This window comes from Streptomyces sp. NPDC104581 (assembly GCF_055583685.1).
The window spans coordinates 17,928-43,362 of sequence record NZ_JBVJNN010000026.1; the positions used below are offsets into that span (position 1 = coordinate 17,928).

25 protein-coding genes are annotated in these 25,435 nt (G+C 70.6%); 12 read left to right on the forward strand and 13 right to left on the reverse strand.

The features are described 5' to 3' along the window. Window positions 1-12 precede the first annotated feature (12 nt). The 4 genes from ACZ61E_RS21385 to ACZ61E_RS21400 all read left to right on the forward strand — a co-directional run bounded on the left by ACZ61E_RS21385 (window position 13) and on the right by ACZ61E_RS21400 (window position 3,468). Window positions 13-939 (forward strand): F0F1 ATP synthase subunit gamma, encoded by a 927-nt coding sequence (locus tag ACZ61E_RS21385; RefSeq protein ID WP_469701414.1) that lies wholly within the window; start codon window positions 13-15, stop codon window positions 937-939. Next, window positions 939-2,393 (forward strand): F0F1 ATP synthase subunit beta, encoded by a 1,455-nt coding sequence (atpD, locus tag ACZ61E_RS21390; protein ID WP_469701415.1) that lies wholly within the window; start codon window positions 939-941, stop codon window positions 2,391-2,393. Before ACZ61E_RS21385 ends, atpD begins: the two co-directional genes overlap by 1 nt. A 120-nt stretch (window positions 2,394-2,513) precedes the next feature. After that, window positions 2,514-2,888 carry a F0F1 ATP synthase subunit epsilon gene (locus tag ACZ61E_RS21395; RefSeq protein WP_469701416.1) on the forward strand — a complete coding sequence of 125 codons (375 nt, stop codon included), beginning with the start codon at window positions 2,514-2,516 and terminating at the stop codon, window positions 2,886-2,888. Between the two features lie 133 nt (window positions 2,889-3,021). Then, complete coding sequence (locus tag ACZ61E_RS21400; RefSeq protein WP_469701417.1) at window positions 3,022-3,468, forward strand: DUF2550 domain-containing protein; 447 nt, start codon at window positions 3,022-3,024, stop codon at window positions 3,466-3,468. A 68-nt stretch (window positions 3,469-3,536) separates the two neighbouring features. Here the strand turns inward: ACZ61E_RS21400 and ACZ61E_RS21405 are convergent, their stop codons facing one another. The 3 genes from ACZ61E_RS21405 to ACZ61E_RS21415 all read right to left on the reverse strand — a co-directional run bounded on the left by ACZ61E_RS21405 (window position 3,537) and on the right by ACZ61E_RS21415 (window position 7,503). Beyond that, window positions 3,537-5,399: a glycosyl hydrolase family 18 protein gene (locus ACZ61E_RS21405; protein ID WP_469701418.1), complete on the reverse strand. Its 1,863-nt coding sequence runs from the start codon at window positions 5,397-5,399 to the stop codon at window positions 3,537-3,539. Window positions 5,400-5,605: 206 nt separating this feature from the next. Then, complete coding sequence (locus ACZ61E_RS21410) at window positions 5,606-6,256, reverse strand: response regulator (protein WP_469701419.1); 651 nt, start codon at window positions 6,254-6,256, stop codon at window positions 5,606-5,608. Further along, window positions 6,253-7,503 (reverse strand): sensor histidine kinase, encoded by a 1,251-nt coding sequence (locus ACZ61E_RS21415; RefSeq protein ID WP_469701420.1) that lies wholly within the window; start codon window positions 7,501-7,503, stop codon window positions 6,253-6,255. The genes ACZ61E_RS21410 and ACZ61E_RS21415 overlap by 4 nt, the downstream gene beginning before the upstream one ends. 161 nt (window positions 7,504-7,664) lie before the next feature. On the opposite strand from ACZ61E_RS21415, the gene ACZ61E_RS21420 reads away from it, so the two are divergent. Then, window positions 7,665-8,243: a hypothetical protein gene (locus tag ACZ61E_RS21420; RefSeq protein WP_469701421.1), complete on the forward strand. Its 579-nt coding sequence runs from the start codon at window positions 7,665-7,667 to the stop codon at window positions 8,241-8,243. Window positions 8,244-8,429: 186 nt separating this feature from the next. Here the strand turns inward: ACZ61E_RS21420 and ACZ61E_RS21425 are convergent, their stop codons facing one another. Further along, window positions 8,430-9,002 (reverse strand): cob(I)yrinic acid a,c-diamide adenosyltransferase, encoded by a 573-nt coding sequence (locus tag ACZ61E_RS21425; protein ID WP_469701422.1) that lies wholly within the window; start codon window positions 9,000-9,002, stop codon window positions 8,430-8,432. Window positions 9,003-9,326: 324 nt separating this feature from the next. Here ACZ61E_RS21425 and ACZ61E_RS21430 point away from each other — a divergent pair, with 324 nt between their 5' ends. The 3 genes from ACZ61E_RS21430 (at window position 9,327) to ACZ61E_RS21440 (ending at window position 13,498) form a co-directional block, all read left to right on the forward strand. Then, complete coding sequence (locus ACZ61E_RS21430; protein WP_469701423.1) at window positions 9,327-10,175, forward strand: 3-hydroxyacyl-CoA dehydrogenase family protein; 849 nt, start codon at window positions 9,327-9,329, stop codon at window positions 10,173-10,175. Between the two features lie 240 nt (window positions 10,176-10,415). Further along, complete coding sequence (locus tag ACZ61E_RS21435) at window positions 10,416-10,739, forward strand: STAS domain-containing protein (RefSeq protein ID WP_355186420.1); 324 nt, start codon at window positions 10,416-10,418, stop codon at window positions 10,737-10,739. A 206-nt stretch (window positions 10,740-10,945) separates the two neighbouring features. Further along, window positions 10,946-13,498 carry an ATP-binding protein gene (locus ACZ61E_RS21440; RefSeq protein WP_469701424.1) on the forward strand — a complete coding sequence of 851 codons (2,553 nt, stop codon included), beginning with the start codon at window positions 10,946-10,948 and terminating at the stop codon, window positions 13,496-13,498. A gap of 27 nt (window positions 13,499-13,525) precedes the next feature. Here ACZ61E_RS21440 and ACZ61E_RS21445 read toward each other — a convergent pair whose 3' ends face one another. Continuing rightward, entirely contained in the window at window positions 13,526-14,512 is a 987-nt protein-coding gene (locus ACZ61E_RS21445; protein ID WP_469701425.1) for a threonine ammonia-lyase, read from the reverse strand. Between the two features lie 222 nt (window positions 14,513-14,734). Here ACZ61E_RS21445 and ACZ61E_RS21450 point away from each other — a divergent pair, with 222 nt between their 5' ends. After that, window positions 14,735-16,126: a hypothetical protein gene (locus ACZ61E_RS21450; RefSeq protein WP_469701426.1), complete on the forward strand. Its 1,392-nt coding sequence runs from the start codon at window positions 14,735-14,737 to the stop codon at window positions 16,124-16,126. Window positions 16,127-16,198: 72 nt separating this feature from the next. Here the strand turns inward: ACZ61E_RS21450 and ACZ61E_RS21455 are convergent, their stop codons facing one another. Continuing rightward, window positions 16,199-16,624 (reverse strand): Rid family hydrolase, encoded by a 426-nt coding sequence (locus ACZ61E_RS21455; protein ID WP_469701427.1) that lies wholly within the window; start codon window positions 16,622-16,624, stop codon window positions 16,199-16,201. A 128-nt stretch (window positions 16,625-16,752) separates the two neighbouring features. On the opposite strand from ACZ61E_RS21455, the gene ACZ61E_RS21460 reads away from it, so the two are divergent. Then, a complete protein-coding gene (locus tag ACZ61E_RS21460) occupies window positions 16,753-17,262 on the forward strand; it encodes a MarR family winged helix-turn-helix transcriptional regulator (RefSeq protein ID WP_469701428.1) in 510 nt (169 codons plus the stop codon). A gap of 76 nt (window positions 17,263-17,338) precedes the next feature. Here the strand turns inward: ACZ61E_RS21460 and nucS are convergent, their stop codons facing one another. Continuing rightward, the gene (gene nucS, locus ACZ61E_RS21465; protein ID WP_469701429.1) at window positions 17,339-18,010 is read right to left on the reverse strand and encodes an endonuclease NucS; all 672 of its coding nucleotides are present in this window, start codon (window positions 18,008-18,010) and stop codon (window positions 17,339-17,341) included. Window positions 18,011-18,223: 213 nt separating this feature from the next. Here nucS and ACZ61E_RS21470 point away from each other — a divergent pair, with 213 nt between their 5' ends. Next, entirely contained in the window at window positions 18,224-18,616 is a 393-nt protein-coding gene (locus ACZ61E_RS21470; protein ID WP_469701430.1) for an SCO5389 family protein, read from the forward strand. Window positions 18,617-18,720: 104 nt separating this feature from the next. Here ACZ61E_RS21470 and ACZ61E_RS21475 read toward each other — a convergent pair whose 3' ends face one another. Further along, window positions 18,721-19,749, reverse strand: coding sequence for an LLM class flavin-dependent oxidoreductase (locus ACZ61E_RS21475; protein WP_469701431.1), 1,029 nt, complete (start codon window positions 19,747-19,749; stop codon window positions 18,721-18,723). A gap of 210 nt (window positions 19,750-19,959) precedes the next feature. On the opposite strand from ACZ61E_RS21475, the gene ACZ61E_RS21480 reads away from it, so the two are divergent. After that, a complete protein-coding gene (locus tag ACZ61E_RS21480; protein ID WP_469701432.1) occupies window positions 19,960-20,289 on the forward strand; it encodes an ATP/GTP-binding protein in 330 nt (109 codons plus the stop codon). Window positions 20,290-20,336: 47 nt separating this feature from the next. On the opposite strand, the gene ACZ61E_RS21485 is transcribed toward ACZ61E_RS21480, so the two are convergent. The 5 genes from ACZ61E_RS21485 to ACZ61E_RS21505 form a co-directional block, all read right to left on the reverse strand. Further along, complete coding sequence (locus ACZ61E_RS21485; RefSeq protein WP_469701433.1) at window positions 20,337-21,182, reverse strand: ABC transporter permease subunit; 846 nt, start codon at window positions 21,180-21,182, stop codon at window positions 20,337-20,339. After that, a complete protein-coding gene (locus tag ACZ61E_RS21490; RefSeq protein ID WP_469701434.1) occupies window positions 21,179-22,396 on the reverse strand; it encodes an ABC transporter ATP-binding protein in 1,218 nt (405 codons plus the stop codon). Before ACZ61E_RS21490 ends, ACZ61E_RS21485 begins: the two co-directional genes overlap by 4 nt. Before the next feature lie 163 nt (window positions 22,397-22,559). After that, window positions 22,560-23,339: an ABC transporter permease gene (locus ACZ61E_RS21495; RefSeq protein WP_469701435.1), complete on the reverse strand. Its 780-nt coding sequence runs from the start codon at window positions 23,337-23,339 to the stop codon at window positions 22,560-22,562. Window positions 23,340-23,342: 3 nt separating this feature from the next. Continuing rightward, a complete protein-coding gene (locus tag ACZ61E_RS21500) occupies window positions 23,343-24,338 on the reverse strand; it encodes an ABC transporter ATP-binding protein (protein ID WP_469701436.1) in 996 nt (331 codons plus the stop codon). A gap of 82 nt (window positions 24,339-24,420) precedes the next feature. Beyond that, window positions 24,421-25,359, reverse strand: coding sequence for a cellulose-binding protein (locus ACZ61E_RS21505; protein WP_469701437.1), 939 nt, complete (start codon window positions 25,357-25,359; stop codon window positions 24,421-24,423). Between the last annotated feature and the right edge of the window lie 76 nt (window positions 25,360-25,435).

The window sequence follows — 25,435 nt, forward strand, 5'->3', positions numbered from 1 at the left end:
GGGACCTGACTCATGGGAGCCCAGCTCCGGGTCTACAAGCGTCGCATCAAATCCGTCACCGCGACCAAGAAGATCACCAAGGCGATGGAGATGATCGCCGCCTCGCGCATCGTCAAGGCGCAGCGCCAGGTGACGGCCTCCACACCGTACGCGACCGAGCTCACCCGCGCGGTCACGGCGGTGGCGACCGGATCCAACACCAAGCACGCCCTGACCACGGAGGTCGAGGCGCCGACCCGGGCCGCGGTCCTGCTCATCACGAGCGACCGCGGACTGGCCGGCGGCTACTCCTCCAACGCCATCAAGGCGGCGGAGCGGCTCACCGAGCGGCTCAGGGGTGAGGGCAAGGAGGTCGACTCGTACATCGTCGGCCGCAAGGGTGTCGCCTACTACGGCTTCCGTGAGCGCAAGGTCACGGAGTCGTGGACCGGCTTCACCGACAGTCCCACCTACGCGGACGCCAAGGACGTCGCCGGACCGCTGATCGAGGCGGTCCAGCGGGACACGGCGGAAGGCGGCGTGGACGAGCTCCACATCGTCTTCACCGAGTTCGTCTCGATGCTGACGCAGACGCCGGTGCAGAACCGGCTGCTGCCTCTCTCCCTCGCCGACACGGCGGAGGCGGACGAGGAGTCGGCGAAGCAGCACGAGATCCTTCCGCTGTTCGACTTCGAGCCGTCGGCGGAGGACGTCCTCGACGCCCTGCTGCCGCGCTACGTCGAGAGCCGTATCTACAACGCGCTGCTCCAGGCCGCGGCTTCCAAGCACGCAGCCACCCGCCGCGCGATGAAGTCGGCGACCGACAACGCCGGGGACCTCATCAAGAGCCTCTCCCGGCTTGCCAACGCGGCCCGCCAGGCCGAAATCACCCAGGAAATCAGCGAGATCGTCGGTGGCGCCAGCGCCCTGGCCGACGCGACCGCGGGGAGTGAAAAGTAATGACGACCACTGTTGAGGCGGCCACCCCGGGAAGCACGGCCACGGGCCGCGTGGCCCGGGTCATCGGCCCGGTCGTCGACGTGGAGTTCCCCGTCGACGCGATGCCGGACATCTACAACGCACTGCACGTCGACGTGGCCGACCCGGCCGAGGACGGCAAGCGGAAGACGCTGACGCTCGAAGTCGCCCAGCACCTGGGTGAGGGAGTCGTCCGCGCGGTCTCGATGCAGCCGACCGACGGTCTGGTCCGCCAGGCCGTGGTGACGGACACCGGCACGGGCATCTCGGTGCCCGTCGGTGACGTGACCAAGGGCAAGGTGTTCAACACCCTCGGCGAGATCCTGAACGACCCGGACGGCACCGCGCAGATCACCGAGCGCTGGCCGATCCACCGCAAGGCCCCGGCCTTCGACCAGCTCGAGTCCAAGACCGAGATGTTCGAGACCGGCCTGAAGGTCGTCGACCTGCTGACCCCGTACGTCAAGGGCGGCAAGATCGGTCTGTTCGGTGGAGCGGGCGTCGGCAAGACGGTCCTCATCCAGGAAATGATCATGCGTGTGGCGAAGCTGCACGACGGTGTTTCCGTGTTCGCCGGTGTCGGTGAGCGCACCCGTGAGGGCAATGACCTCATCGACGAGATGACCGAGTCGGGCGTCCTGGACAAGACCGCGCTGGTCTTCGGCCAGATGGACGAGCCGCCGGGCACCCGTCTGCGGGTCGCCCTGTCCGCCCTGACCATGGCGGAGTACTTCCGCGATGTGCAGAAGCAGGACGTGCTGCTCTTCATCGACAACATCTTCCGCTTCACCCAGGCCGGTTCCGAGGTCTCCACGCTGCTCGGCCGTATGCCGTCCGCGGTGGGTTACCAGCCGACCCTGGCGGACGAGATGGGTGTGCTCCAGGAGCGCATCACCTCGACCCGTGGTCACTCGATCACCTCGATGCAGGCGATCTACGTGCCGGCGGACGACCTGACCGACCCGGCCCCGGCCACGACCTTCGCGCACCTCGACGCGACGACCGTGCTGTCGCGTCCGATCTCGGAGAAGGGCATCTACCCGGCGGTCGACCCGCTGGACTCGACGTCCCGCATCCTGGACCCGCGCTACATCTCGCAGGCGCACTACGACGCGGCCAGCCGCGTCAAGGGGATCCTCCAGAAGTACAAGGACCTCCAGGACATCATCGCGATCCTCGGTATCGACGAGCTGGGCGAGGAGGACAAGCTCGTCGTCCACCGTGCCCGTCGCGTCGAGCGCTTCCTGTCGCAGAACACCCACGCCGCCAAGCAGTTCACCGGCCTGGACGGCTCCGACGTGCCGCTCGACGAGTCGATCGCCGCGTTCAACGCGATCTGCGACGGGGAGTACGACCACTTCCCCGAGCAGGCGTTCTTCATGTGCGGTGGCATCGAGGACCTGAAGGCGAACGCCAAGGAGCTCGGCGTCTCCTGAGTCCCCGACTCAACGGTGGGGGGCGGTTCCGTGCCGCCCCCCTCCGAACCGCCGATCGTGACCCCATAGAATTAGACCGACACCCGGCTGCACAGCCGGGTGGTGACCCGAGGAGCACCCTTGGCTGCTGAGCTGCACGTCGAGCTGGTCGCCGCGGACCGCAGTGTCTGGTCCGGCGAGGCCACCCTGGTCGTCGCGCGCACCACGTCCGGCGACATCGGCGTCATGCCCGGTCACCAGCCGCTGCTCGGTGTGCTGGAATCGGGCCCCGTGACCATCCGTACGACCGACGGCGGCACCGTCGTCGCCGCCGTGCACGGCGGTTTCCTCTCCTTCGCCGACAACAAGCTCTCCCTGCTCGCGGAGATCGCCGAGCTGGCGGACGAGATCGACGCCCAGCGTGCCGAGCGCGCGCTGGAGCGTGCGAAGTCGGCCGAGGACGACGCCGCCGAGCGTCGCGCCGACGTCCGACTGCGCGCTGTGGCGGTGCGTTGACGCTCCGCTTCCGGAATTACCCTCAGCCGCGGCCCGTTCTGGAGTCATCCAGACCGTGTCGCGGCTGAGGCGATGCGGCACCTGTTTCTGTTCGTTCGTGCGGGTTACTCGATAGGCGAGGAGGTCGGTACAGATGGTCCTCGCTCTGCTTGTCTGCGGACTGGTCGTTCTGCTGGTCGCGGTCGGGCTCTTCGTCTTCGGGCTGCGCCGGCGGCTGATCCAGCGCTCCGGAGGGACCTTCGACTGTTCGCTGCGGTGGAACGTGGCCGAGGACGCCGACACGTCCGGCAAGGGCTGGGTGTACGGCGTCGCGCGGTACAGCGGTGACCGGATCAACTGGTTCCGGGTGTTCTCGTACGCGCCGAGGCCCCGCCGCAGTCTGGAACGCTCCGCCATCGAGGTGCTCGCCCGGCGCGCCCCCGAGGGCGAGGAGGAGCTGGCGCTGCTCTCCGACTCCGTCGTGCTCGGCTGTGTCCACCAGGGCACGCGCCTGGAGCTGGCGATGAGCGAGGACGCGCTGACCGGCTTCCTCGCGTGGCTGGAGGCGGCGCCGCCCGGCCAGCGGGTGAACGTCGCCTGACTCCTCCGGGAGACGACGAGGGGACGGCGCCCGTCCGGGTGCCGTCCCCTCGCCCTGTGCGCGTGCTGCTACTTGAGACCGTTGCTGATCGCCGTCACGAGTTCACCGTTCGCGGTGTCACCGGTGAAGTCCCAGAAGAACGCTCCGCCGAGACCCTGGCCCTTCGCCCAGGTCATCTTCGTCGCGATCGTCGCCGGGGTGTCGTAGCTCCACCAGTTGCTGCCGCACTTGGCGTACGCGGTGCCGCCGACGGTGCCGGTGACCGGGCAGCTGTTCTTCAGGACCTTGTAGTCCTCGATGCCCGCCTCGTACGTACCGGGTGCCGCGCCCGTCGCCGTACCGCCCGGCGCGGACTGCGTGACGCCGGTCCAGCCGCGTCCGTAGAAGCCGATGCCGAGCAGCAGCTTCTTCGCCGGGACGCCCTGCGCCTTGTACTTGGCGATCGCGTCGGCCGAGTTGAAGCCGGCCTGCGGGATGCCCGGGTACGAGGTGAGCGGGGAGTGCGGGGCCGTGGGGCCCTGTGCGGCGAAGGCGCCGAAGAAGTCGTACGTCATCACGTTGAGCCAGTTCATGTACTGCGAGGCGCCGGCGTAGTCGGCGGCGTCGATCTTGCCGCCGCTGGACGCGTCGGCGGTGACGGCCGCGGTGACCAGGTAGTTGGCACCGAACTTGGCGCGCATGGCCTGCATCATGTTCTTCATCGCCGCCGGGCCGCTGGTGTCACAGCTCAGACCGCAGGCGTTCGGGTACTCCCAGTCCAGGTCGATGCCGTCGAAGACATCGGCCCAGCGCGGGTCCTCGACCAGGTCGTAGCAGGACTGCGCGAACGCGGCGGGGTTCTTCACCGCGTCGCCGAAGCCGCCGGACCAGGTCCAGCCGCCGAAGGACCAGAGGACCTTGATGTGGGGGTTGGCCGCCTTGAGCTTGCGCAGCTGGTTGAAGTTGCCGCGCAGCGGCTGGTCCCAGGTGTCGGCGACGCCGTCGACGGCCTGGTCGGCGGTGTACGCCTTGTCCGTCGCCGCGTACGCGTCGCCCATGGTGCACTTGCCGCCCTGGACGTTGCCGAACGAGTAGTTGATGTGGGTGATCTTGGACGCGCTGCCGGACGTCACCAGGTTCTTGACGTGGTAGTTGCGGTCGTAGACGCCCCACTCGGTGAAGTAGCCGAGCTTGATCTGGTCGCTGGGCGGGGTGCCCGGGTCCGTGCCGCCGCCGGTCGTCTTCACGGCGACCGAGCCGCTGACCGGTCCGGTCTGGTCGGCGGTGTCACGGGCCTGGACGCTGTAGGAGTAACTGGTGCCCGCGGTCAGGCCGGTGTTCGTGTACGTCGTACCGGTGACCGTGGCGATCTTCGAGCCGTCCCGCAGGACGTCGTAGTTCTTGATGCCCTTGTCGTCGGTCGCGGCGCTCCAGCTGAGCTTGGCCGACGTGTTCGTGATCTCGCTCGCGGTGGGGGTGCCCGGGGCGGTGGGAGGCGTGTCGCCGGGGACGCTGCCGCCGTCGCAGGACGCGCCGTTGAGCTTGCAGCCGGTCGGGGAGCCGGAGCCCGAGCCGGTGCCGTTGAAGCCGAAGGTGACGGAGGCGCCCGGGGTGAGGGTGCCGTTCCAGCCGACGTTCTTGGCGGTCCAGTGGTTGGTGCCGCTCTTGGTGACGGTGGCGTCCCAGGCGGAGCCGACGCCCGTGCCGGCGGGGAAGTCCCACTCGACGGTCCAGGAGTTGAGCGTCGTGGTGCCGGTGTTCTTCACCGTCCACGAGCCCTCGAAGCCGGTGCCCCAGTCGGACTTCTTGGTGTAGGTCGCGGTCGCGGAGGTGGCGGCGGCGGCGGGGGAGGCCAGGCCGACCATGGCGGCGAGGGGGAGGAGCAGTGCGGTCAGCGCCGCGACGGATCTGGATCTGAATCTGGTTCTGCGGACGGACGTCTTCGTGCTCAAGGGGTACTCCTCGAGTGAGTCAAGACAGATCGGGGATGGTCCGGGATGGTCCGTGACACCCGACTCTTGCGACAGCTCGCGCACTAGTCAGTGGCGTGAGAGTAAGGAGGTCTGGACCAATCGTCAATAGGTCCAGACCAAAGGCGTCGCCCGTTCGCGGGCCCGCTGATCAGCCGCCGAGGCACGCCGGCTGCCCGTACGGCGACTCAGATCCCCAACTCCTGTGCCAGCACGGCCGCTTGGACCCGGCTGCGCAGCTCCAGCTTGGCGAGCAGCCTGCTCACATGGGTCTTGACCGTCGCCTCGGCCATGTCCAGCCGTACCGCGATCTCCGCGTTCGACAGCCCGTCGCCCAGACTCGCCAGCACCTCGCGCTCGCGACGGGTGAGGCGGTCGAGCACCGTGAGGTCCGCCGCCTCCGGTGACCGTACGGCCTTCGGCGAGGCGAACTCCGCGATCAGCCGGCGCGTGACGGAGGGCGCGATCAGACCCTCGCCGCGTGCCACCGTCCGTACCGCGTCGACGAGGTCCCGCGCGTCCGTGTTCTTCAGCAGGAACCCGGCGGCCCCCGCGCGCAGCGCGCCGAAGACGTACTCGTCCAGGTCGAACGTGGTCAGTACGAGCACGTCGGCCAGTTTCTCCGCGACCACCTGCCGGGTCGCCGACACCCCGTCGAGCCGGGGCATCTGAACATCCATCAGCACCAGGTCCGGGCGCAGCTCACGGGCCAGCCGCACCGCCTCCTCGCCGTCCGCCGCCTCGCCGACCACCTCGATCCCCGGTGAGCTGCGCAGGATCAGCACCAGTCCCGCGCGTACCGCCGACTGGTCCTCCGCCACCAGAACCCGGATGGTCATGCGGTGCCGCCCCCCTCGTCGACGGGCAGCTCCGCCCGTACCCGCCAGATCTTCGTGCCGTTCCCGCCGCCCGTGCCGTTCCCGCCGCTCGCGCCGGACGAGGAGCCCGTGGCGCCGTCCGCCGCCACCGGTCCCGCCTCGAACTCGCCCTCCAGCAGCGCGACCCGCTCCCGCATCCCGACCAGACCGGCGCCGGACCCCGGAGCGCGCGGGCCGGGCCGGTCACCGTACGGGCTGACGACATCGACACGCAGAGCGCGCCGGGTCCGCTCCAGGAACACCGTCACGGGGCCGCGCGGCGCGTGCTTGATCGCGTTGGTCAGCGACTCCTGGACGATGCGGTACGCGGCCATCTCGACCGGCGCCGGGAGCGCCGGTCCCTCGCCCCGCCGGTCCTCCAGCGTGAAGGTGAGCCCGCTGGGCGCGCCGTTCGTACGCGCCTGCTCCACCAGCGAATCGAGCGCCCCCAGCGTCGGCGCGGGGGACGGCTCCCGGTCGTCGCCGGAGTCCCGCAGCAGCCCGATCAGGCGCCGCATCTCCGCCAGCCCCGCGACGCTGTTCTCCCGGATCACCGCCAGCGCGTCCTTGGAGGTCCGCGCGTCGTCGAGGGAGAGCGCGGCGGTGGAGTGGATCGCGATGGCGGACAGATGGTTGGCGACCATGTCGTGCAGCTCACGGGCCATCCGCGCGCGCTCGGCCATGACGGCCTGCGTCCGGTCCATCTCCGCGAGCAGCGTGGTCTGTTCGGCCCGCAGCCGGGCTGTCTCGGCGGCGTCACGGTGATTGCGCACCAGTACGCCGGTGGTGGCCGGCGCGATGGTGATCGCGGCGGCCAGGACACCCAGCAGCAGGCCCTGGGGCGAGCGCAGCCAGCTCACGGCCGCGACGGAGACGACGACCGTCGTCAGCGCCGTGCCCCAGGGGATGCGGCGGGCGGCGGACGGGCTGCCGTAAAGCACCGCCGCGTAGACGATGTCCGTGAACATGGCGACGGTCGCCACGCTGCCCAGGGTGAAGAAGTCGAGAACGAGCGCGAGGGCGGCCACCAGCAGGGCCGTGCGGGGCGCGCTCCTGCGCACCAGCTCCACCAGGGAGACGGCGGCGACCGGCACCAGCACCCAGGAACCGGGCAGTCCCCGGTCGCTCCCCTGGATGTGCAGCCCGAGCGCCCAGAGCAGCACGCCGCCGACCAGGCCGGCCGCGGCGATCAGGACGTCCTCTCGGTGCGGACGGGGGAGAGCGGTCACCCCACCATCAAACACGGCGCCACGGGCGGGCACCTCCGCACGCCGGCCGAGACCGGCGGGCGGCGCGCTACATCGAAGGATGCAGTCACGGTTCGTCACTGGTGACGACGATCCGGGCCCGGACCGGCGGAAGACTGGGAGCGAGCCGGAAGGGGAACGCCGTGATCGTCACTCTGATCATCATCTGCGAGGTCGGATTCTGGGTACTGCTCGGCATCGGTCTGGCCCTGCGCTACTTCGCCGGGATGCCGCGCGCGTCGACCGCGGTGCTGCTGTGCGAACCGCTGCTGGAGGTCGTGCTGCTGGTGGTGACGGCGATCGACCTCAAGAACGGCGCCGAACCGGACTGGAAGCACGGTCTCGCTGCGGTCTACATCGGCTTCTCCGTGGCCCTCGGCCCCCAGCTGATCAGGTGGGCCGACGCGCGCTTCGCCCACCGGTTCGCCGACGGCCCGCCGCCGGTCCGGCCGCCGAAGTACGGCAGGGCCCGCATGGTCCACGAGTGGCGGACGGCGGCCCGCTGGGCGACCGCGTCCGCCATCGCGATCGGTCTGCTCCAGTCCGCGATCTGGTACGTGGGCTCCGACGGGGACATCGGGTCGCTGCGGATGTGGCAGGAGAAGATGGTCTTCGTGATCGGTGTCAACGTGGTGATCGCGCTCTGCTACACGCTCTTCCCGAAGCAGGACCCCGGCGGCCCCGCGCCGGCCGAACGCCCCACGTCCTACAGCGACCGGTAGGGCCGGCCCCCGCGCGGCGCCGGTCTAGGGTCTGTCGTTTGGATCTTGCCGGGCTCGCGTGCCCCGGCACGCACGCTCGCCGCGTTGTCGTCGGTCGGCATGGCTCCGCCATGCCTCCCTCCTCCGCCTTGCGATCGCACGCACCGGACCCCGCTCACTCATCCGGCCTGATCCAAACGACAGACCCTAGCGCTCGCCGCCCGGCACCCACAGCACGTCGCCGACCTCCTTGTTGGCCACCCTCGCCAGGATGAACAGGAGGTCGGAGAGCCGGTTGAGATAGGTCGCCGTCAGCGGGTTCATGGTCTCCCCGTGCACCTCGAACGCCGCCCAGGTCGAGCGCTCCGCGCGCCGTACGACGGTGCACGCCTGGTGCAGCAGCGCCGCACCGGGCGTGCCGCCGGGGAGGATGAAGCTGCGCAGCTTCCCGGTCTCCTCCAGGAAGCGGTCGCAGTCCGCCTCCAGCTTGTCGACGTACGACTGCTCGACCCGCAGCGGCGGGTACTCGGGCGCCTCGACGACCGGTGTGGAGAGGTCGGCGCCGACGTCGAAGAGGTCGTTCTGGACCCGTACGAGGACCTTGACGACATCGTCCCTGAGCTGCCCCAGCGCGATCGCCCCGCCGATGACGGCGTTCGCCTCGTTCGCGTCGGCGTAGGCGGCGATCCGCGGATCGGTCTTGGCCGTACGGCTCATGTCGCCGAGCGCCGTGGTGCCCTGGTCGCCGGTACGGGTGTAGATACGCGTCAGATTGACCATGCGGCCAGCCTAGGGCCTGACCCGCACGACGGGCCCTGGACGCGGCTGCCCGCCCCGGTCCCCGGTCAACTCGCCTGGGCGCGCGGCGCGCTCGTCGCGTCCGGCCGGCGAAGTGCGGGGCGGGAAGATGCTCAAGTACGCTGTACGGCAACGCTGATGGACCGACTCGTGCCGTCTGCGGTTGTGATGTCCGTCATGTGAGACGTGACGCGCATCTCTTCATCACCACAGCGCACCTCACGACCGATAGCCTCCGGCAGAGAGCAAATGTAAAGCGTGTGTTAAGGCACTCGCGGGTCCGGAGCGGAAATCAAGGGGTACGTCGTGGCCAGGAAGCTCGCCGTCATCGGTGCCGGACTCATGGGGTCCGGAATCGCGCAGGTCTCGGCCCAGGCGGGCTGGGACGTGGTCCTGCGGGACGTGACCGACGAGGCCCTGGTCCGGGGCAAGGACGCGATCCGTGCCTCGTACGCCAGATTCGTCGCCAAGGGCAGGCTCGAAGAGGCGGACGCGGACGCCGCCCTCGCCCGGATCACCACGACCACCGATCTGGACGCCGCGGCCGACGCCGACATCGTCGTCGAGGCCGTCTTCGAGAAGCTCGACATCAAGCACGAGATCTTCCGCGCGCTCGACAAGCTCGTCCGCGACGACACCGTCCTCGCCTCCAACACCTCGGCGATCCCGATCACCAAGATCGCGGCGGCGACGGAGCGTCCCGAGCGGGTCGTCGGCGCGCACTTCTTCTCACCCGTACCGATGATGAACCTCTGCGAACTGGTACGCGGCTACAAGACCAGCGACGAAACCCTCGCCACCACACGGGAGTTCGCCGAATCGGTCGGCAAGACCTGCATCGTCGTCAACCGTGACGTCGCGGGCTTCGTCACCACCAGGCTCATCACCGCCCTGGTCGTCGAGGCGGCCAAGCTCCAGGAGTCCGGCGTCGCCACCGCCGAGGACATCGACATCGCGTGCAAGCTCGGCTTCGGCCACGCCATGGGCCCGCTCGCGACCGCCGACCTCACGGGCGTCGACATCCTGCTGCACGCCGCCGACAACATCTACACCGAGTCGCAGGACGAGAAGTTCGCCGCGCCGGAGCTGATGCGCCGGATGGTGGACGCGGGTGACATCGGGCGCAAGAGCGGGCAGGGCTTCTACAAGCACTGAGCTTCTCGCCGGCGGCCGAAGGGGTGGGCACCGGGCGACACCGACCGGTCGCTGATCACCCCACCGGGTGAATTCGGTATCGGTTCGCTCACGGACGGCAACTTCCGGGGCCGTACGGCTGTCAGGTGTTGCACAGGGACATCGCACGAACGCACCACACGAACGCGTTGCGTGAACGCATCGCGCCGCACACAGACCGAGAACACAGACGCGGAGCACAGAGGCATTCGGGGAGCGGATATGCACATCAGGGGCGACCACGTCGAGCTGGTCGTCGAGGGCCGCCTCGACGTCCGCAGCGCGGCGGACGCCCGTACGGTCCTGCACACGGCCGTCGACGACGGAGCCGGCGACCTGGTGCTCGATCTGACCGGACTGGATTCCTGGGACGCCACGGGCCTCGGCGTCATCATGGGCGCGCACCGCAGGGCCGGCCGCTGCGGACGCAGACTCGTCCTGCGCGGCGTGCCGACCCAGATGCAGCGCCTGTTGGTGGCCACGCGGCTGCACCGCATCCTCGCCATCGAGGGCGGCATCGCGGCAGAATCGCTTCCGCGCGTCTGACGCCAGGAGGGCCCCGCACAATCCTCACGAGACCGTGACGTCTCGGACGGGGTGGCACCCCGCCTGTTCCTGGATACTGTGCGGAGGTTTAGGGTTCGGCCGTCGGCCGGCCAACAACCCATGCGGCGGGCACCGGACCAGAAGCGACAGCGGGGCGTGCGAGGCCGGAAGGGCAACCACACGCCACGATCTGGGGGGCTTTGACGATGAACCCGACCGATCCGACCCATCCGGCGGACCCGCGTCCCGAGGGCGCCGGGCGCACCGGCGAGCGGCCCGCGGAAGGCGACGGCCGCCCGAACCCGTGGCTGTCGCACCCGACGCCCGCCCGCACCGTCGAACTGATCTCGGGCGACTTCCTGATCACGGTCAACCCGGTCGACGGCAGCGAGATCGAGCCGTGCCCGCCGGGATCGCAGCCGCCCACCCCCGTCAGGCTCGACGCGCAGGAGCGCGCCGAACAGCGCAGGGCCGGCCGGCCGCCCATACCGCCGGGTCCCGGCGCGACCCCGTTCCCGCTGCTGGAGCGCCAGGAGGAGCGCGAGCGGCTCGTCGGTCTGCTGGGGCGCGGCCACTGTGTACGCCTCACGGGTTCGGCGGGCTCCGGCCGCACCGCGCTCCTCGAAGCCGTCGCCGCCGACTGCGAGGAACTGGCCCCGGACGGCGTCGTACGGCTCTCCGGCCACCACCGCACCGTCACCGAGCTGCTGTACGAGCTGTACGCGGCCGTGTACCGGTCCGTGCTGTACCGCCCCGACCGCGCCGGACTGCTCGAACTCGTCCGCGGCATCGGCGCCGTGGTCGTCCTCGACGACCTCGAATTCGGCGGCGACCCGCTGGACGAACTCCTCGAAGCCGCGCCGGAATGCGCCTTCCTCCTCGCGGTCACCCCCGACGTGGACGCCCCCATCGGCCGTGCGCGGCTCGAAGAGGTCCTGCTCGGCGGCCTCGGCCGCGGCGCCTCGCTCGATCTGCTGGAGCGTGCCACGGGTCGCCCCCTCACCGACGAGGAGGCGAACTGGGCCGGTGACCTCTGGTTCGAGTCCGAAGGGCTGCCGCAGCGCTTCGTCCAGGCGGGCGCCCTGCTGCGCGGCCGCGACAGGCTGCGCGCCGGCTCCGGTGCGTACGAGGACGGGGTCTTCGTCCACGAACTGGACGGCGCGCCGCACGGCCAGGACCGGTCCGCACACGACGGGTCCACCGCCGACGGGCAGCACGACGTACCCCTGCCGACCCTCGGCGAGGGAGCCGCACCCGCCGTGCTGCTCGCCTCCCGGCTCGGTGAGGCCGCCCGTGAGACATTGCGCTTCGCCGTCGCGCTCGGCGGCGAGGTGCCGCACCAGGCCCATCTGCCGGCCCTGGTGGGCGACACCCACGCCGACGCCGCCGTCGGCGAACTCATGAACGCCGGGCTCCTGTCGCCCGTCGGACCGCGCTACCGGCTCGCCGCCGGGGCGCAGGCCCAACTGGAGGCGCAGGGGTACGGAGTCGAGGCCACGTCGCGCGCGCACACCGCCGTCCAGCACTTCACCTGGTGGGCCGGACATCCCTCGGTCACCCCCCGGCGGGCCGCCTCCGAGGCGGACGCGCTGCTCGCCGCGATGACACCGCTGGTCTCCAGCGGTGAGCCGGGGCACGCGAGCGCCGCTGTCCTGCTGGCCAGGGGCGCGGCGCCCGCCTTCATGGCGGGGCTGCACTGGGGCGCCTGGGAGCGCGCGCTGCGGATCGGGCAGGAAGCGGCCAGGATCGCCGGAGAGGTCGCCGAAGAAGCCTATTTCCACCACGAGTTGGGCATTCTCGCGCTCTGCGTCGGGCGCCTGGACCGGGCCCGCGCCGAGCTGGAGACCTCCATCAGCATGCGCGGCGCGGTGGCGGACAAGCGCGGCACGGTCTCCGGGCGCAGGGCGCTGGCGCTCGTCTCCGACCGGGAGAACGGCAACACCCCGGCCGCGTTCCGCAAGGCCGACGCCGGACCGCCGGTGTCGCCCTCGCGCGGCGTGTCCATGGTCGTACCCGTCCTGAAGCCGCCGTCGCCGGACGAGCGGCTGACGCTGGTCACCCGCCGCGACGACACCCCGGCGGCGGGAGCCCCCACCGGCACGTCGTCCACGGGCCGACGGCGCACGGTGCTGGGCGGGGCCCGCCGCAATCTGGTCGCCGCCGGCGCGGGCGCGGTGCTCGCCGCCGTACTGGGCACGGTCGTCACACTCGGGGCGTCGGGCAACGACACACCGACGGACCGGGTGCAGACCGACAGTTCGGCGGACGACGACGGCACCGGGTACGACACCGAGACGCCCGCGGAAGCGGGCACGGAGAAGCCCGCCGAACCGGCGGGCGTTCCCCGCACCACCGGTTCGGGCGCGCCGACGCCGGGCGCGAGCGGCGGATCCGAGTCGGCGGACCCGGGCGACAGCCCGTCCGACGACCCGTCGGAGCCGGACGACGAGCCGGATCCCTCGGAGCCGGACCCCGACCCCACGGACTCCGAGCCGGACCCCGACCCCACCGACTCCAGCCCCTCCCCGTCGGCCCCCACGTCGCCGCCGCCGACGACGCCGACCTCACCCCCGCCCACGACGACCACCCCGGCACCGCCACCGGAGTCGGAGACCGTGGGCATCCCGGTGGCACCTACGTCCGCGGCGCCCTCGGACCCCGCGACCACGCAGAGCACGGAAGGCACCGAGGGCGCCGAGGGCACCGACGTCACGGAGAGCACGGCGGACGGCCCGGACGCGACGTCGCCGGTGATCTGACCGCCCCGCAGGGCGCCCGGGGCTCCGTCAGGTCCCGGGCGGCGGCACGGGCGCCGCGCCGACCCAGCGGTGATGGGCGTCCATGTCGACGTTGCCGCCGCAGACGACGGTGACCACGTGGCGGCCGGCGAACCGGTCCGGGTCCTCGACGACCGCCGCGATCCCGAGCGCGGCCGACGGTTCGACGACGAGACCGGCGTGCTCCAGGAGCATCCGCATACCGGTGGTGATCGACGTCTCCCGGACGAGGACGGCGTCGTCGGCGACGAGCAGGAGGTCGTCCAGGACGGCGGGGATGGGACACCGGCCCGCGACGCCGTCGGCGATGGTGTCGGCCGACTCGGTGGTGACGACGCGCCGTCGGTGCCACGAGCGGGTCATCGCCGGCGCGCCCAGCGGCTGGACGCAGATCACCTCGACCCCGGGGGCGAGGGTCTTGAGCACGTGCCCCACACCGGTCGCCAGCGCCCCGCCGCCGAGCGCGACGAGCACGGTGTCGAACGACGGCGCGGTGGCCACCAGTTCCAGACCGATCGTCGCGGCGCCTTCGCAGGTCTCGATGTCCAGGCTGTCCTCGACCAGCCGGATTCCCTCGTAACGGGCGATGTCCGCCGCCCGCTCACGGGCCGACTCGTGGTCCCCGTCGACCAGTTCCAGCCGGGCGCCCAGCGCGCGTACGCGATCGAGCTTGGCCGCTGTCGCGAAGCGGGACGCCACGACGGTCACATCGAGGCCCCGGCCGCGCCCGGACCACGCGAGGGCCTGACCGAGGTTGCCCGCACTCGCGCACACCACGGCTCCCGAGCCGCTGTCGGCGAGCCGACTCGCGACCACCTCGGTGCCCCGGCCCTTGAAGCTCCGGACCGGGTTCGCCGTTTCGAGCTTGACGCTCACCGCACAGCCGAGCACGGCCTCCAGCGCCTCGCACCGGTACAGCGGAGTGCCGAGGAAAACGGGATCGATCACCCGCCGGGCCGCCCGGATCCGGTCGATGTCGAGTCGGGTCCGCTCCATGACAGGGCAGCGTAGTGCCCCGCCGCCGATCGGGCCCTGGTCCCAACTGCCCATTGATCAATGAATACTTGGCAGCTCCTGGCTCACGATCACAGGTGATCGCGCGGGTCCGCCCACGGGTGTGCACGCGGGTGAGGGGTCCCGGTCCCGGGATTCGCTCCAGCACCCTCCGAAGAGAGGTTTCCCTTGAAACTGGCGCTGATATCAGGAGATGGCCTGCCCGTGAGCGGTCTGCTCACCATCTTCAGGAACGTGATCGAGTCCGAGCTGGGAAACGGCAGGCTCAAGCTGCCGGTGGTGGCCGATCTCGGCTTCTCCTGGCGGCCCGACAAGCAGCACTTCTTCCCGCGGGGCGCCGAGCACAGCGTGTACCCCGACTGGATGTGCACCAGTGACGCCGTGCCCGTCGGCACCGGCCGCGCGGAGCTGATGAGTGAACTGACCCGGATCCGCGCGGCGGTGGCACGGGCCGGCGCACTGGACGACGGGGAGCGCGCGGAGCTGAGCCGGGCCGTCGAGTCGCTCGCAGTGCCGTACGAGGAGTACTTCACGCGCTGGTTCGAGGAACACGACGTCGACTGGGTCTGCGCGGTCAACATGACGCTCTCCGACGCCGTCCCGGTGACCCTCGGCCTGCACCGGGCCGCCGCCCGCCGCTGGCCCCCCGGGGTGCCGGGCGGGGTGCTGTTCTGGGACCACGACCTCTTCGGCACCTGTGCGATCTTCGAGGACGGGGAGCGGGTGTACCCGGCGTCGCCGAACGAGTTCACCCCCGTGCCCGGTACGCATCCGTGCCACCGCTGGGCCGTCATCTCGCCCGCGCTGGCGGAGGAGGTGCGGGGATATCCGACGGAGCTCGAAGCGACGACGCTGCCGAACGTACTCCCGGCGCTGCGGGAACGGGAGCCCGGCGACCGGCACGCCGCCTTCCTGGCGCAGCACCGACTGACCCCGGACCGGCCGCTGTTGCTGGTGCCCGTGCGGGTGTTCCAGGTGAAGGGGGTGGAGATAGCCGTCTCGGTGTTCGCGGAGATGAGGCGCCTCTGTGCGGAGCGGGGGACACCGGCGCCCTGCCTGCTGGTGTTCGGCAGTCTGGACGAGGACCCGCCGTACGCCCGTGAGGTGCTCTCCACCGTCCGGGAGCTGGGGGTCGAGGACGACGTGGTCTTCCTGGACGGCGTACCGCTGTCGAGCCACCGGGATGCCGAGGGCCGCTGGCGGCTCGACGAGATCGACCTGCTGGGGCTCTGCCGGGACAGCGGGGGAGCGGTGCTCTTCACACCCAACACCTCGGACGTGGAGAGCGTCGGGCTCGGGCCGGCGCTGGCGGCCGTGGCGGAAGTGCCGTGCGCCGTCACCGAATACGCGTGCTTCGAGGACATCTACGGGACGCGGAGCAGTAGCGTCAGGGTGCCGGACAGCGCGGGGATTCCCGGGGCGGCCGGCCGGCTGCTCGATCTGATGGCGAGGAACCGTCGCGGTGACGCCGCCGTGCGGGAAGCGCTGAAGCGGGACAAGGAGCAGGTACTGCGGTCGTTCGATCCCCGTCCGTGGCGGAAGATCCTCCAGGAGATGGCGAACGAGGTCAGCGGTGCCGGGAACGGCGGCCGATGACGGACAGCCGGGCGGGGGCCGGTTCCCGGTCCCCGTTCGGCGGTGTCCGCCCGTCGCCCCGTAAGGCGCGGTTCAGTTCCCGGAGCCGACGACGGCCGTGACGCGGATCTCCACGCGCATGGCGGCGAGGCCGAGGACCGTGACACCGGTCTCGGTCCAGATCGGCGCGCGGCCGTCGAGACGGCGGCGGAACTGCTCGGCCATGACCCTGTTGTGGTCGTCGCCGATCACGTCGTCCCCCGGTGCGACCTTGTGGTACGAGTTGACGTGGATGACGTCCTTCCAGGTCGCGCCGACGGTGGCGAGGGTGCGCTCCACGTTGTCGAAGGCTTGGATGATCTCTTCTTCCAGCGAGTCGGGGACGACCAGGTCGTCGTCCACCCCGGCCTGGCCGGAGATCTCGACCCGGTCGCCGACGCGGACGGCCCCGCTGTAGCCGAGGGCCGCGTGCAGTTTCTCGCCGTAGCCCGGAACGATGCCGAAGGTGACGGTGCTCATGATGCTTCCTCTTCCTGTCCACAGGGGTGCGTTTCCTCTGGGATGAGTTCACGCGTAAAGTGAGAGTAGCAAGCGATGACTTCAAGCGCAAAGTGATGACGGGCGATGCCGGAGGGACGGGAAGACCGATGAGCGGTGCGGGAGGGCCCATGGGCGGCACGGGCGGGCATGAGGGCGACGGCGATCCGCGATGGCTCGACGAGCAGGAGAAGGCGGCGTGGACGGGGCTGATCTCGCTGGTCCTGCTGCTGCCCGCCAAGCTGGAGTCGCCGCTGCGGCAGGAGCACGGCCTCACGCTGTTCGAGTACCTCGTGCTCAGCCATCTCTCCGAGGCGCCGGAGCGCAAGCTGCGGATGGGAGAGCTGGCGTTCCTCGCCAGCGGGTCGCTCTCGCGCCTGTCCAACGTCGTCAAACGCTGTGAACAGCGGGGCTGGGTCGTACGGGCCCCCGATCCGGCCGACGGCCGTTACACCCTCGCCGAACTCACCGACGCGGGCTTCGGCGTCGTGCGCGAGGCGGCGCCGACGCATCTGCGCGCCGTGCGCCGTATCGTCCTCGACTCGCTCAACGCGGCCGACCAGAAGGCCCTCGCCCGCGTCGCGCACAGACTCCGCATCGTCCCCGACGACTTCGGCTGACGGGCGCCCGCAGGCGGCGGTGGAAGCGGGGGCGGGAGGCGGCGGGGCCGGGCGCCCCGCCGCTCGGCGACACGCCCTAGAACAGCCGCAGTTTGTCGTCCTCGATACCGCGCAGCGCGTCGTAGTCCAGCACCACGCAGCCGATGCCCCGGTCCGTCGCGAGGACACGGGCCTGGGGCTTGATCTCCTGGGCGGCGAACAGGCCGCGGACCGGGGAGAGATGGGGGTCGCGGTTCAGCAGTTCGAGGTAGCGCGTGAGCTGTTCCACCCCGTCGATGTCGCCGCGGCGTTTGATCTCGATGGCGACCGTCGCGCCGTCGGAGTCGCGGCAGAGGATGTCCACCGGGCCGATGGCGGTCGGGTACTCGCGGCGGATGAGGCTGTAGCCGTCGCCGAGTGTCTCGATGCGGTCGGCGAGGAGCTCCTGGAGGTGTGCTTCCACGCCATCCTTGATCAGGCCCGGATCGACGCCGAGTTCATGGGACGAGTCATGGAGGATTTCCTCCATCGTGATGATCAGTTTCTCGCCCGCTTTGTTCACGACCGTCCATACCCCGACATCGTCACCCGTGCCCTCTTTGAGGGTGCAGGGCGGGGACATCCAGTTCAGCGGTTTGTACGCCCGGTCGTCCGCGTGGATCGACACGCTCCCGTCGGCTTTGACCAGGATCAGGCGGGGGGCGGCGGGCAGGTGGGCGGTGAGCCGGCCCGCGTAGTCGACGGAGCAGCGGGCGATGACGAGGCGCATGGTCCGCAACGCTACTCGACTGTCGGCGTACGCCGTGATTCGCCCCTCAAGCCCCGTTCGTTTGTGGCCGGTTGTGTTCCCATTCGCCTGGTGCGGTCCGGACAGCACGCATAACGTGGATGCAGGAGGTCGCCGGTCGTGCACGCTGCGTCGTCGTCTCCCCCTTCCCTGCCCGTAAGGCCCCGATATTTCGGGGTCGCGAGAGGAGAACCCATGTCGCTCGACGTCTCACCGGCACTCTTGGAGCAGGCCGAGCGAGGCGAGGTCGACGAAGCCGAATTCGTCGACTGCGTCCGGACCTCCCTGCCCTTCGCGTGGGAGATGATCAGCTCCTTGGTGGCCCAGCTGAAGGTGGACGGCGGAGAGTTCGCCGACAACCAGACGCCGCCGCCGGACGAGCAGGCACGTGGTCAGCTGCTGCGCGCGCTCGCCAGTGACGCGATCCGCGGAGCGCTTCAGCGCCACTTCGGGGTGCGCCTGGCATTCCAGAACTGTCACCGGGTCGCGGTGTTCCCGCTGGACCCCTCGGTCGACGAGAGGTTCGCCCGCTTCACCTCCATCAGGGGGCAGTTGCTCAACCAGTCCCCGGAGCTCCGGGACTGCTGACGCCTTCGGTCCGCACGGCTTCGGCCCGACGGCGGATTCCTGGGCCGACACAGGGATCCGCCCGACGTCCGCCGCGCGCCCGGGGGGACGGGCCCGCCGCCGCCTCAGCGGAGCTGTGGCAGTACCTCGGCCCCGATCCTCCGTACGTTCTCCTCCGTGGCCGCCAGGTCCCCGGAGCCCTCGACGAGCAGCGCGAAGCGTGTGATTCCGGTGCGTTCCGCCGTGGCCGCGAGGCGGTCGGCGGCGAGCCGGGGGGAGCCCACCGGATGCAGCCCGCACAGTAACTCCGTGTACGCGACGGGATCGCGCATGGACCTGTGCCTGCCGTCGACCGTCACATGCGCTTCGAGCCCTTCCCGCAGCCAGCCCGGCATGGCCTTCACCAGCGTCTCCGTCGCCTCCGCACGGCCGTCGGAGATCTGCGCCACGCCCGCGGACACGTGCCCGGCGCCGTCGGCCTCCTCGGGGGTCCGGCCGGAGGCGATGGCGTGCTCGCGCCACAGGGCCACCATCCCGGCCTTCTCCTCGTCCCCGCAGTGCATCCCCAGCAGCATCGGCAGTCCGCGCTCGGCGGCGAGCCGCACGCTCCTCGCGGACGTGCACGCGACGACCACCTCGGGACCGCCGGCGCCGCCGATCAGCTCGTCCGGCCTCGGTACGACGGGGACCTCACGGAAGCGGTAGCGCTCACCGTCCGCCGACACCCGTGACTCGCGCAGCCACCGCAGCAGCAGGTCGAGCGATTCGGGGAAGTCCCGTTCGTACGCCCGCAGACCCGATCCGAAGACCTCCAGATCGACCCACGGGCCGCCCCTGCCGACGCCGAGCGAGAACCGGCCGCCGGAGAGCAGATGCAGCAGCGCCGCCTGCTCACCGAGTGCCACCGGATGGGTGTTCGGCAACACGCTGACCGCCGTACCCACCCGTAGACGCTGTGTGCGCCCCAGGAGCAGCCCGGCCAAAGTCACCGCCGACGGGCACGTGCCGTACGGCACGAAGTGGTGCTCGGCCAGCCAGACCGAGTCCAGCCCTGCCTCCTCGCCGACCTCCGCCGTACGTACGGCTCTGTGCAGCGCTTCCCCCTGGCCCTGGCCCGGGAACTGGGCGGCCAGTACAAAAGCTCCAACTCGCATGGCCCTCTGCCTCCTTGGGGCTGACGCGTCTCCCCCCGCAGGCATTAACGTCTGACACGTGCCATGGGCACGGTCGCCACCGGAAGTTGTTGCGATTGTCCGCTAACTGCACCGAGCGGGTGCCCTCGGTCTCACGCGGTGCGGCCCGGCTCCGGGAGAGCGGCCCGTACGCTGGAGGGGAACCGTGCTGTCTGCCCCGTGAGGTGTCATGTGTCCCCGCGTCGCAACCGCCCCCGAGGCGGCGAGACCCCGACCGGCCACGACGGTGGGACGTCCGACCGGTACGGCGGGTTCCAGCGCACCGAGTCCTGGCAGGGCGAGGAGTGGGCGGTCCGTCAGGTGGCCGGCGCCGGTACCGGGGGCAAGCGCTACCGCTGCCCGGGTTGCGACCAGGAGATCCCCTCGGGGGTGCCGCACGTGGTGGCGTGGCCGGAGTACGGCGGCGTCGACGACCGGCGGCACTGGCACAAGGCGTGCTGGAACGCGAAGGACCGCCGCACCTCGCGGGTGCAGCGGTCCCGTAACGCGCCGAGGTTCTGAGCCCCGCCCCCGCGTTGGCGGTTCCGGACCCCGTTCGGGAGCGGCCCCTACACGTCGCGCCGGTCGAGCGAGAAGAAGGCCAGCGCCATCACCGCGGCCGTGACGACCGTCCCGATGAACAGCGGGTCCCAGCCCCTGGGTCCCGACCCGGTCACCGAGGTGTCGTAGAGGACCGCGATCTGGCTCGGGATCGAGTACTCGAAGAGAGCCTGCTGCACGTCGACCAGCGACGACGAGAACATGAACATCGCCAGCACCAGCGGCAGCAGCACCACCCCGATCATGATGGTGATCGCGCCCGCCGAGTGCCTGATGAGCGCGCCGACGCCCAGCGACATCAGACCCAGCAGCGCCATGTAGAGCCCGACGCCGAGCGTGGCCTGGAGCCACTCCTGGCCGGTGGGCGCGCGCCCGTCGAGCACCGCGACCTGGACGGCGCCCACCAGGGCCGTCGTGACCGTCGTGATCGTGAGGACGAGCAGGAAGAAGACGAGTGACTTCGCCGTCAGCACCCGGGCCCGGCTGGGGCAGGCGGTCAGCGTGGTGCGGATCATGCCCGTGCCGTACTCGGACGCGATGGTCAGCACCCCGAGGGTGATGACGCAGATCGAGCCGAGCAGCGAGCCGAAGAAGCCCAGCGGCAGCGCCGACTCCGCGCCGAGGGTGGTCTCCGAGAGGGAGACGGCCCAGGCGGCGAGTCCGCCGACGCCCACCATCAGGACGATCATGACGCCGAGAGTCCACATGGTCGAGCGGACGGAGCGGATCTTGGTCCACTCCGAGGCGAGCGCGTCGCCGAGGGTGGCCGGGCGGACCGGGATCGGCGAGGTGTACGAGCCGAGGGGCTGCCCGCCCTGCCAGATCGGCGCCTGCTGGTCCTGCGGGGCTGTCATCGGTCGTCCTTGTCGGTCGTGTCGGTCTTCCCGTCGCCCGCGCCGACCGCCGCGTCGCCCGCGCGCTTGGTGGGATCGGGCGCCGCCACGGGGGCGGGCGCGGGTCCGGCGGGCTCCGGCGCGGCATCGGCGGGCTGCCGGGACGCGTCCGGGCCGCCCTCCGTCGCGTACGGGTTCTCGCCGGGCGGCGGCGGCGCGTACCAGCCCTGCGTCGGGACCTCGGGCACGACGGGCGGCTGGTACAGCTGCCCGCCGTAGCCCGGCTGCGGCGGCGGCGTGAACCCGGCGAGCTGATCGGCCGTCGACCGGTAGTCCACGGCGCTCTGCGTCAGCCGCATGTACGCCTCCTCCAGCGACGCCTGGTGCGGGGACAGCTCCCAGAGCCGTACGTCCGACTCGTGCGCCAGATCGCTGATACGGGGGAGCGGCAGCCCGGTGACGCGCAGCGCCCCGTCCGGCTCGGACAGCACCCGGCCGCCCGCCTCGCCGAGCGCGGCGACCAGCTTCTCGCGCTCCTCGCGGTCGCCCTGCGCGGGGCGCACCCGCGCGAAGTCCGCCGAGTTGTGCGAGATGAAGTCCTTCACGCTCATGTCGGAGAGCAGCTGTCCGCGCCCGATCACGATCAGATGCTCGGCGGTGAGGGCCATCTCGCTCATCAGGTGCGAGGAGACGAAGACCGTACGGCCCTCGGACGCGAGCTGCTTCATCAGATTGCGGACCCAGAGGATGCCCTCGGGGTCGAGGCCGTTCACCGGCTCGTCGAAGAGGAGCACCTGCGGGTCGCCCAGCAGCGCGGCGGCGATGCCGAGCCGCTGTCCCATACCGAGCGAGTAGCCGCTGGAACGGCGGCGCGCCACGTCCTGGAGGCCGACCACGCCGAGCACCTCGTCGACCCGCGCCGCCGGGATGCCGGAGAGCTGGGCGAGCGAGAGCAGATGGTTGCGGGCGCTGCGCCCGCCGTGCACCGCCTTGGCGTCCAGGAGCGCGCCGACCTGACGGGGCGCGTTGGGGAGCCCGCGGAACGGGTGGCCGCCCACGGTCACGTGGCCGGCGGTCGGCCGGTCGAGGCCGAGGATCATCCGCATCGTCGTGGACTTGCCGGAACCGTTGGGGCCCAGGAACCCGGTGACGCTGCCGGGCCTCACCTGGAAGGAAAGGTTGTACACGGCCGTCTTGGCGCCGTAGCGCTTCGTCAGGCCGACTGCCTCGATCATTCTCCAGCCCCATCGACAGCTCAGTCAGGTGATCGGGGCGGTGGCCTCTCCGGGCCGAAAGCCCCCGTAGGAGTTAGGAGGATATCCGGGCCTTGACGGTTCCGGCCAAGTCGTTACGACGGAGCGGCGGACGGTGTGTCCGCCGCTCCGGGGGCCGGGACCCCTACGCGTCGCGCTTCTTCAGTACGAGATAGCCGCCGATCAGCGCCGCGACGACCCACAGCACCATGATCCCCATGCCCTCCCACGGGGTGTAGGGGGCGTCGTCGGAGTTCATCGCGCCGGGCACCACCTGCATGATCTTGGAGCCCGCCTGGTCGGGGAAGTATCGGGCGACCTCCTTCGCCTTCGGCACGGAGGCGAGGATCTGCGAGACCAGGAAGAAGAACGGCATCAGGATGCCGAGCGACAGCATCGAGCTGCGCAGCATCGTCGCGACGCCCATCGAGAACAGCGCGATCAGGCCCATGTAGAGACCGCTGCCGACCACCGCGCGCAGCACGTCCGGCTCACCCAGGGTGGTCCCGTGGTCGCCGAGCACCGCCTGGCCGAGGAAGAACGAGACGAAGCCGGTGAGGAGCCCGACCACCAGGGCCAGCGCCCCGGCGACCGCCAGCTTGCTGAAGAGGAACGCGCCCCGCTGCGGTACGGCGGCGAGCGAGGTGCGGATCATGCCCGAGCTGTACTCGGAGCCGACGACCAGGACACCGAAGACCACCATCGCCAGCTGGCCCAGGACCATCCCGGAGAAGCTGACGAAGGTCGGGTCGAAGGTGCCCCGCTCGGCCTGCGACAGATCGTCGAACGTGGAGCTGAGCAGCGCCGACAGGGCGACACCCATGGCCACGGTGACGATGAACGCGACGGCGAGGGTCCAGGTCGTGGAGGAGACCGTACGGATCTTGGTCCACTCCGAACGGAGGACCGCTGGTACCGATGCCATGGGTCAGGCTCCCTTGCCCTGGTTGTCGTGCTCTCCCCACCGGGGACCCGGGGCCGCCGCCGCGGCAGCGGGGGCCGCCGGGCCCGGGCCGGAGCCGGAGTGGGCGTGGTACTCGACGGACTCGGCCGTCATCTGCATGAACGCCTCTTCCAGCGAGGCGCGTTGGGAACTCAGCTCGTGCAGCACGAGACCGTGCCGGGCCGCCAGCTCACCGATCTCCTCGGAGGTGGAGCCGTCGATCTCCAGCGCGCCGTCACCCGCGTCGACGACGCTGAAACCGCCCGCGTGGAGCGCGTCGCGGATCTGCTCCTGCTGCGGGGAACGGAGCCGTACGAAACTGCGGGAGTTCGTCTGGATGAAATCAGCCATCGACGTGTTCGCGAGCAGTCTTCCCTGACCGATCACGATCAAGTGGTCCGCCGTCAGCGCCATTTCACTCATCAGATGGCTGGAGACGAAGATGGTGCGGCCCTGCGCGGCGAGGGCTTTCATCAAGTTGCGAATCCAGTGGATGCCCTCCGGGTCCAGACCATTCACCGGCTCGTCGAACATCAGGATCTCGGGATCTCCGAGCAGCGCGGCGGCGATTCCCAGCCGCTGCCCCATCCCCAGCGAGAAACCTTTCGACTTCTGCTTCGCCACGGCCGTCAGACCGACGGTGTCGAGCACTTCGCTGACCCGGCTCACCGGGATGCGATTGCTCTGCGCCAGACAGAGGAGATTGTTGTACGCGCTGCGCCCCCCGTGCATCGCCTTCGCGTCCAGCAGGGCGCCGATGTACTTCACCGGCTCCTGGAGCTCGCGGTACGGCTTCCCGTCGATGCGGACCGATCCACCGGTCGGGATGTCCAGATCCAGCATCATCCGCATGGTGGTCGACTTACCGGCTCCGTTGGGTCCCAGAAAACCCGTCACCACCCCTGGGCGGACCTGGAAGGAGAGATGGTCGACCGCGATTTTCTTCCCGAAACGTTTGGTGAGCCCTTCGACCTCGATCATGCGGACAACCTATGGGTGCGCAAAGCCCCCCGCCACTCGGGTGGCGGGGGGCTTGCACGATCGTTACCTGCGGACCGTGAACCTAGCGCGACTGCTGGGCCGGAACACCGCGGGAGATCGGCTCGTCCTCGGCGGGCGTACCCGCCGCGGCGACGGCCGCACCGGTCAGCGTGGCCAGCATCTCGCGGACGTTGGTCAGCTGGGCGTTGATCGAGTCGCGGCGGTTGGTGAGCGCCGCCAGCTCGCGCTCCGATTCGCTGCGGATCCGGTCGGCCTTGGCGTTCGCGTCGGCCACGATGTCCTCGGCCTGGCGCTGCGCGGTCTCCACCGTCTGACGGGCGCGGCGCTCCGCGTCCGTACGGAGCTTCTCCGCCTCCAGACGCAGCTGCTCGGCGCGGTGCTCGATCTCGGCCAGACGCTTCTCGGCCTTCGCCTGACGCGACGCCAGATCACGCTCGGACTGCTCACGCCGCTTGGCGAGGTTCGTCTCGAAGTCCGCGGCGGCCTGGGCGGCCTTGGCGCGGGTCTCCTCGAAGAGCGCGTCCGCCTCCTCGCGCTTCTGCTGCGCGTCCTTCTGCGCCTCGGAGCGCAGGGTCTGGGCCTCGCCCTTCGCCTTCTCGACGATGCGGACGCCCTCGTCCTCGGCCTTCGCCTTGCGGTCGGCGGAGAACGCCTCGGCGTCGTTGCGCACCTGCTGGGCCGCCGACTCGGCGAGCTCGCGGTGCTGTTCGGCCGCGCGACGGGCTTCTTCGCGCAGGTCCTTCGCCTCCTCCTCGGCGAGGCGGAGGATCTTCTCGACGCGCGCTCCCAGGCCGGCGTACGACGGCTCCGCGTCGGTGACCTGGGCCTGGGCGTTCTGCGTTTCGAGGTGGAGCTCCTCGATGCGCTTTTCCAGTGCGGTGATCCGTGCGAGAGCGCTGTCACGATCGGCGACGAGCTTGGTAATGCGGTCATCCACCTGACCGCGGTCGTAACCACGCCGCACGAGCTCGAAGCCGAATGGGGAGGAAGTGTCGCTCATGGGGTTCCTGTCGAATGAGACCGGTGAGGTGATAGGGGGAATCCTAGGCGCCGAAGCGGCGTGTCATCGAGCGGAT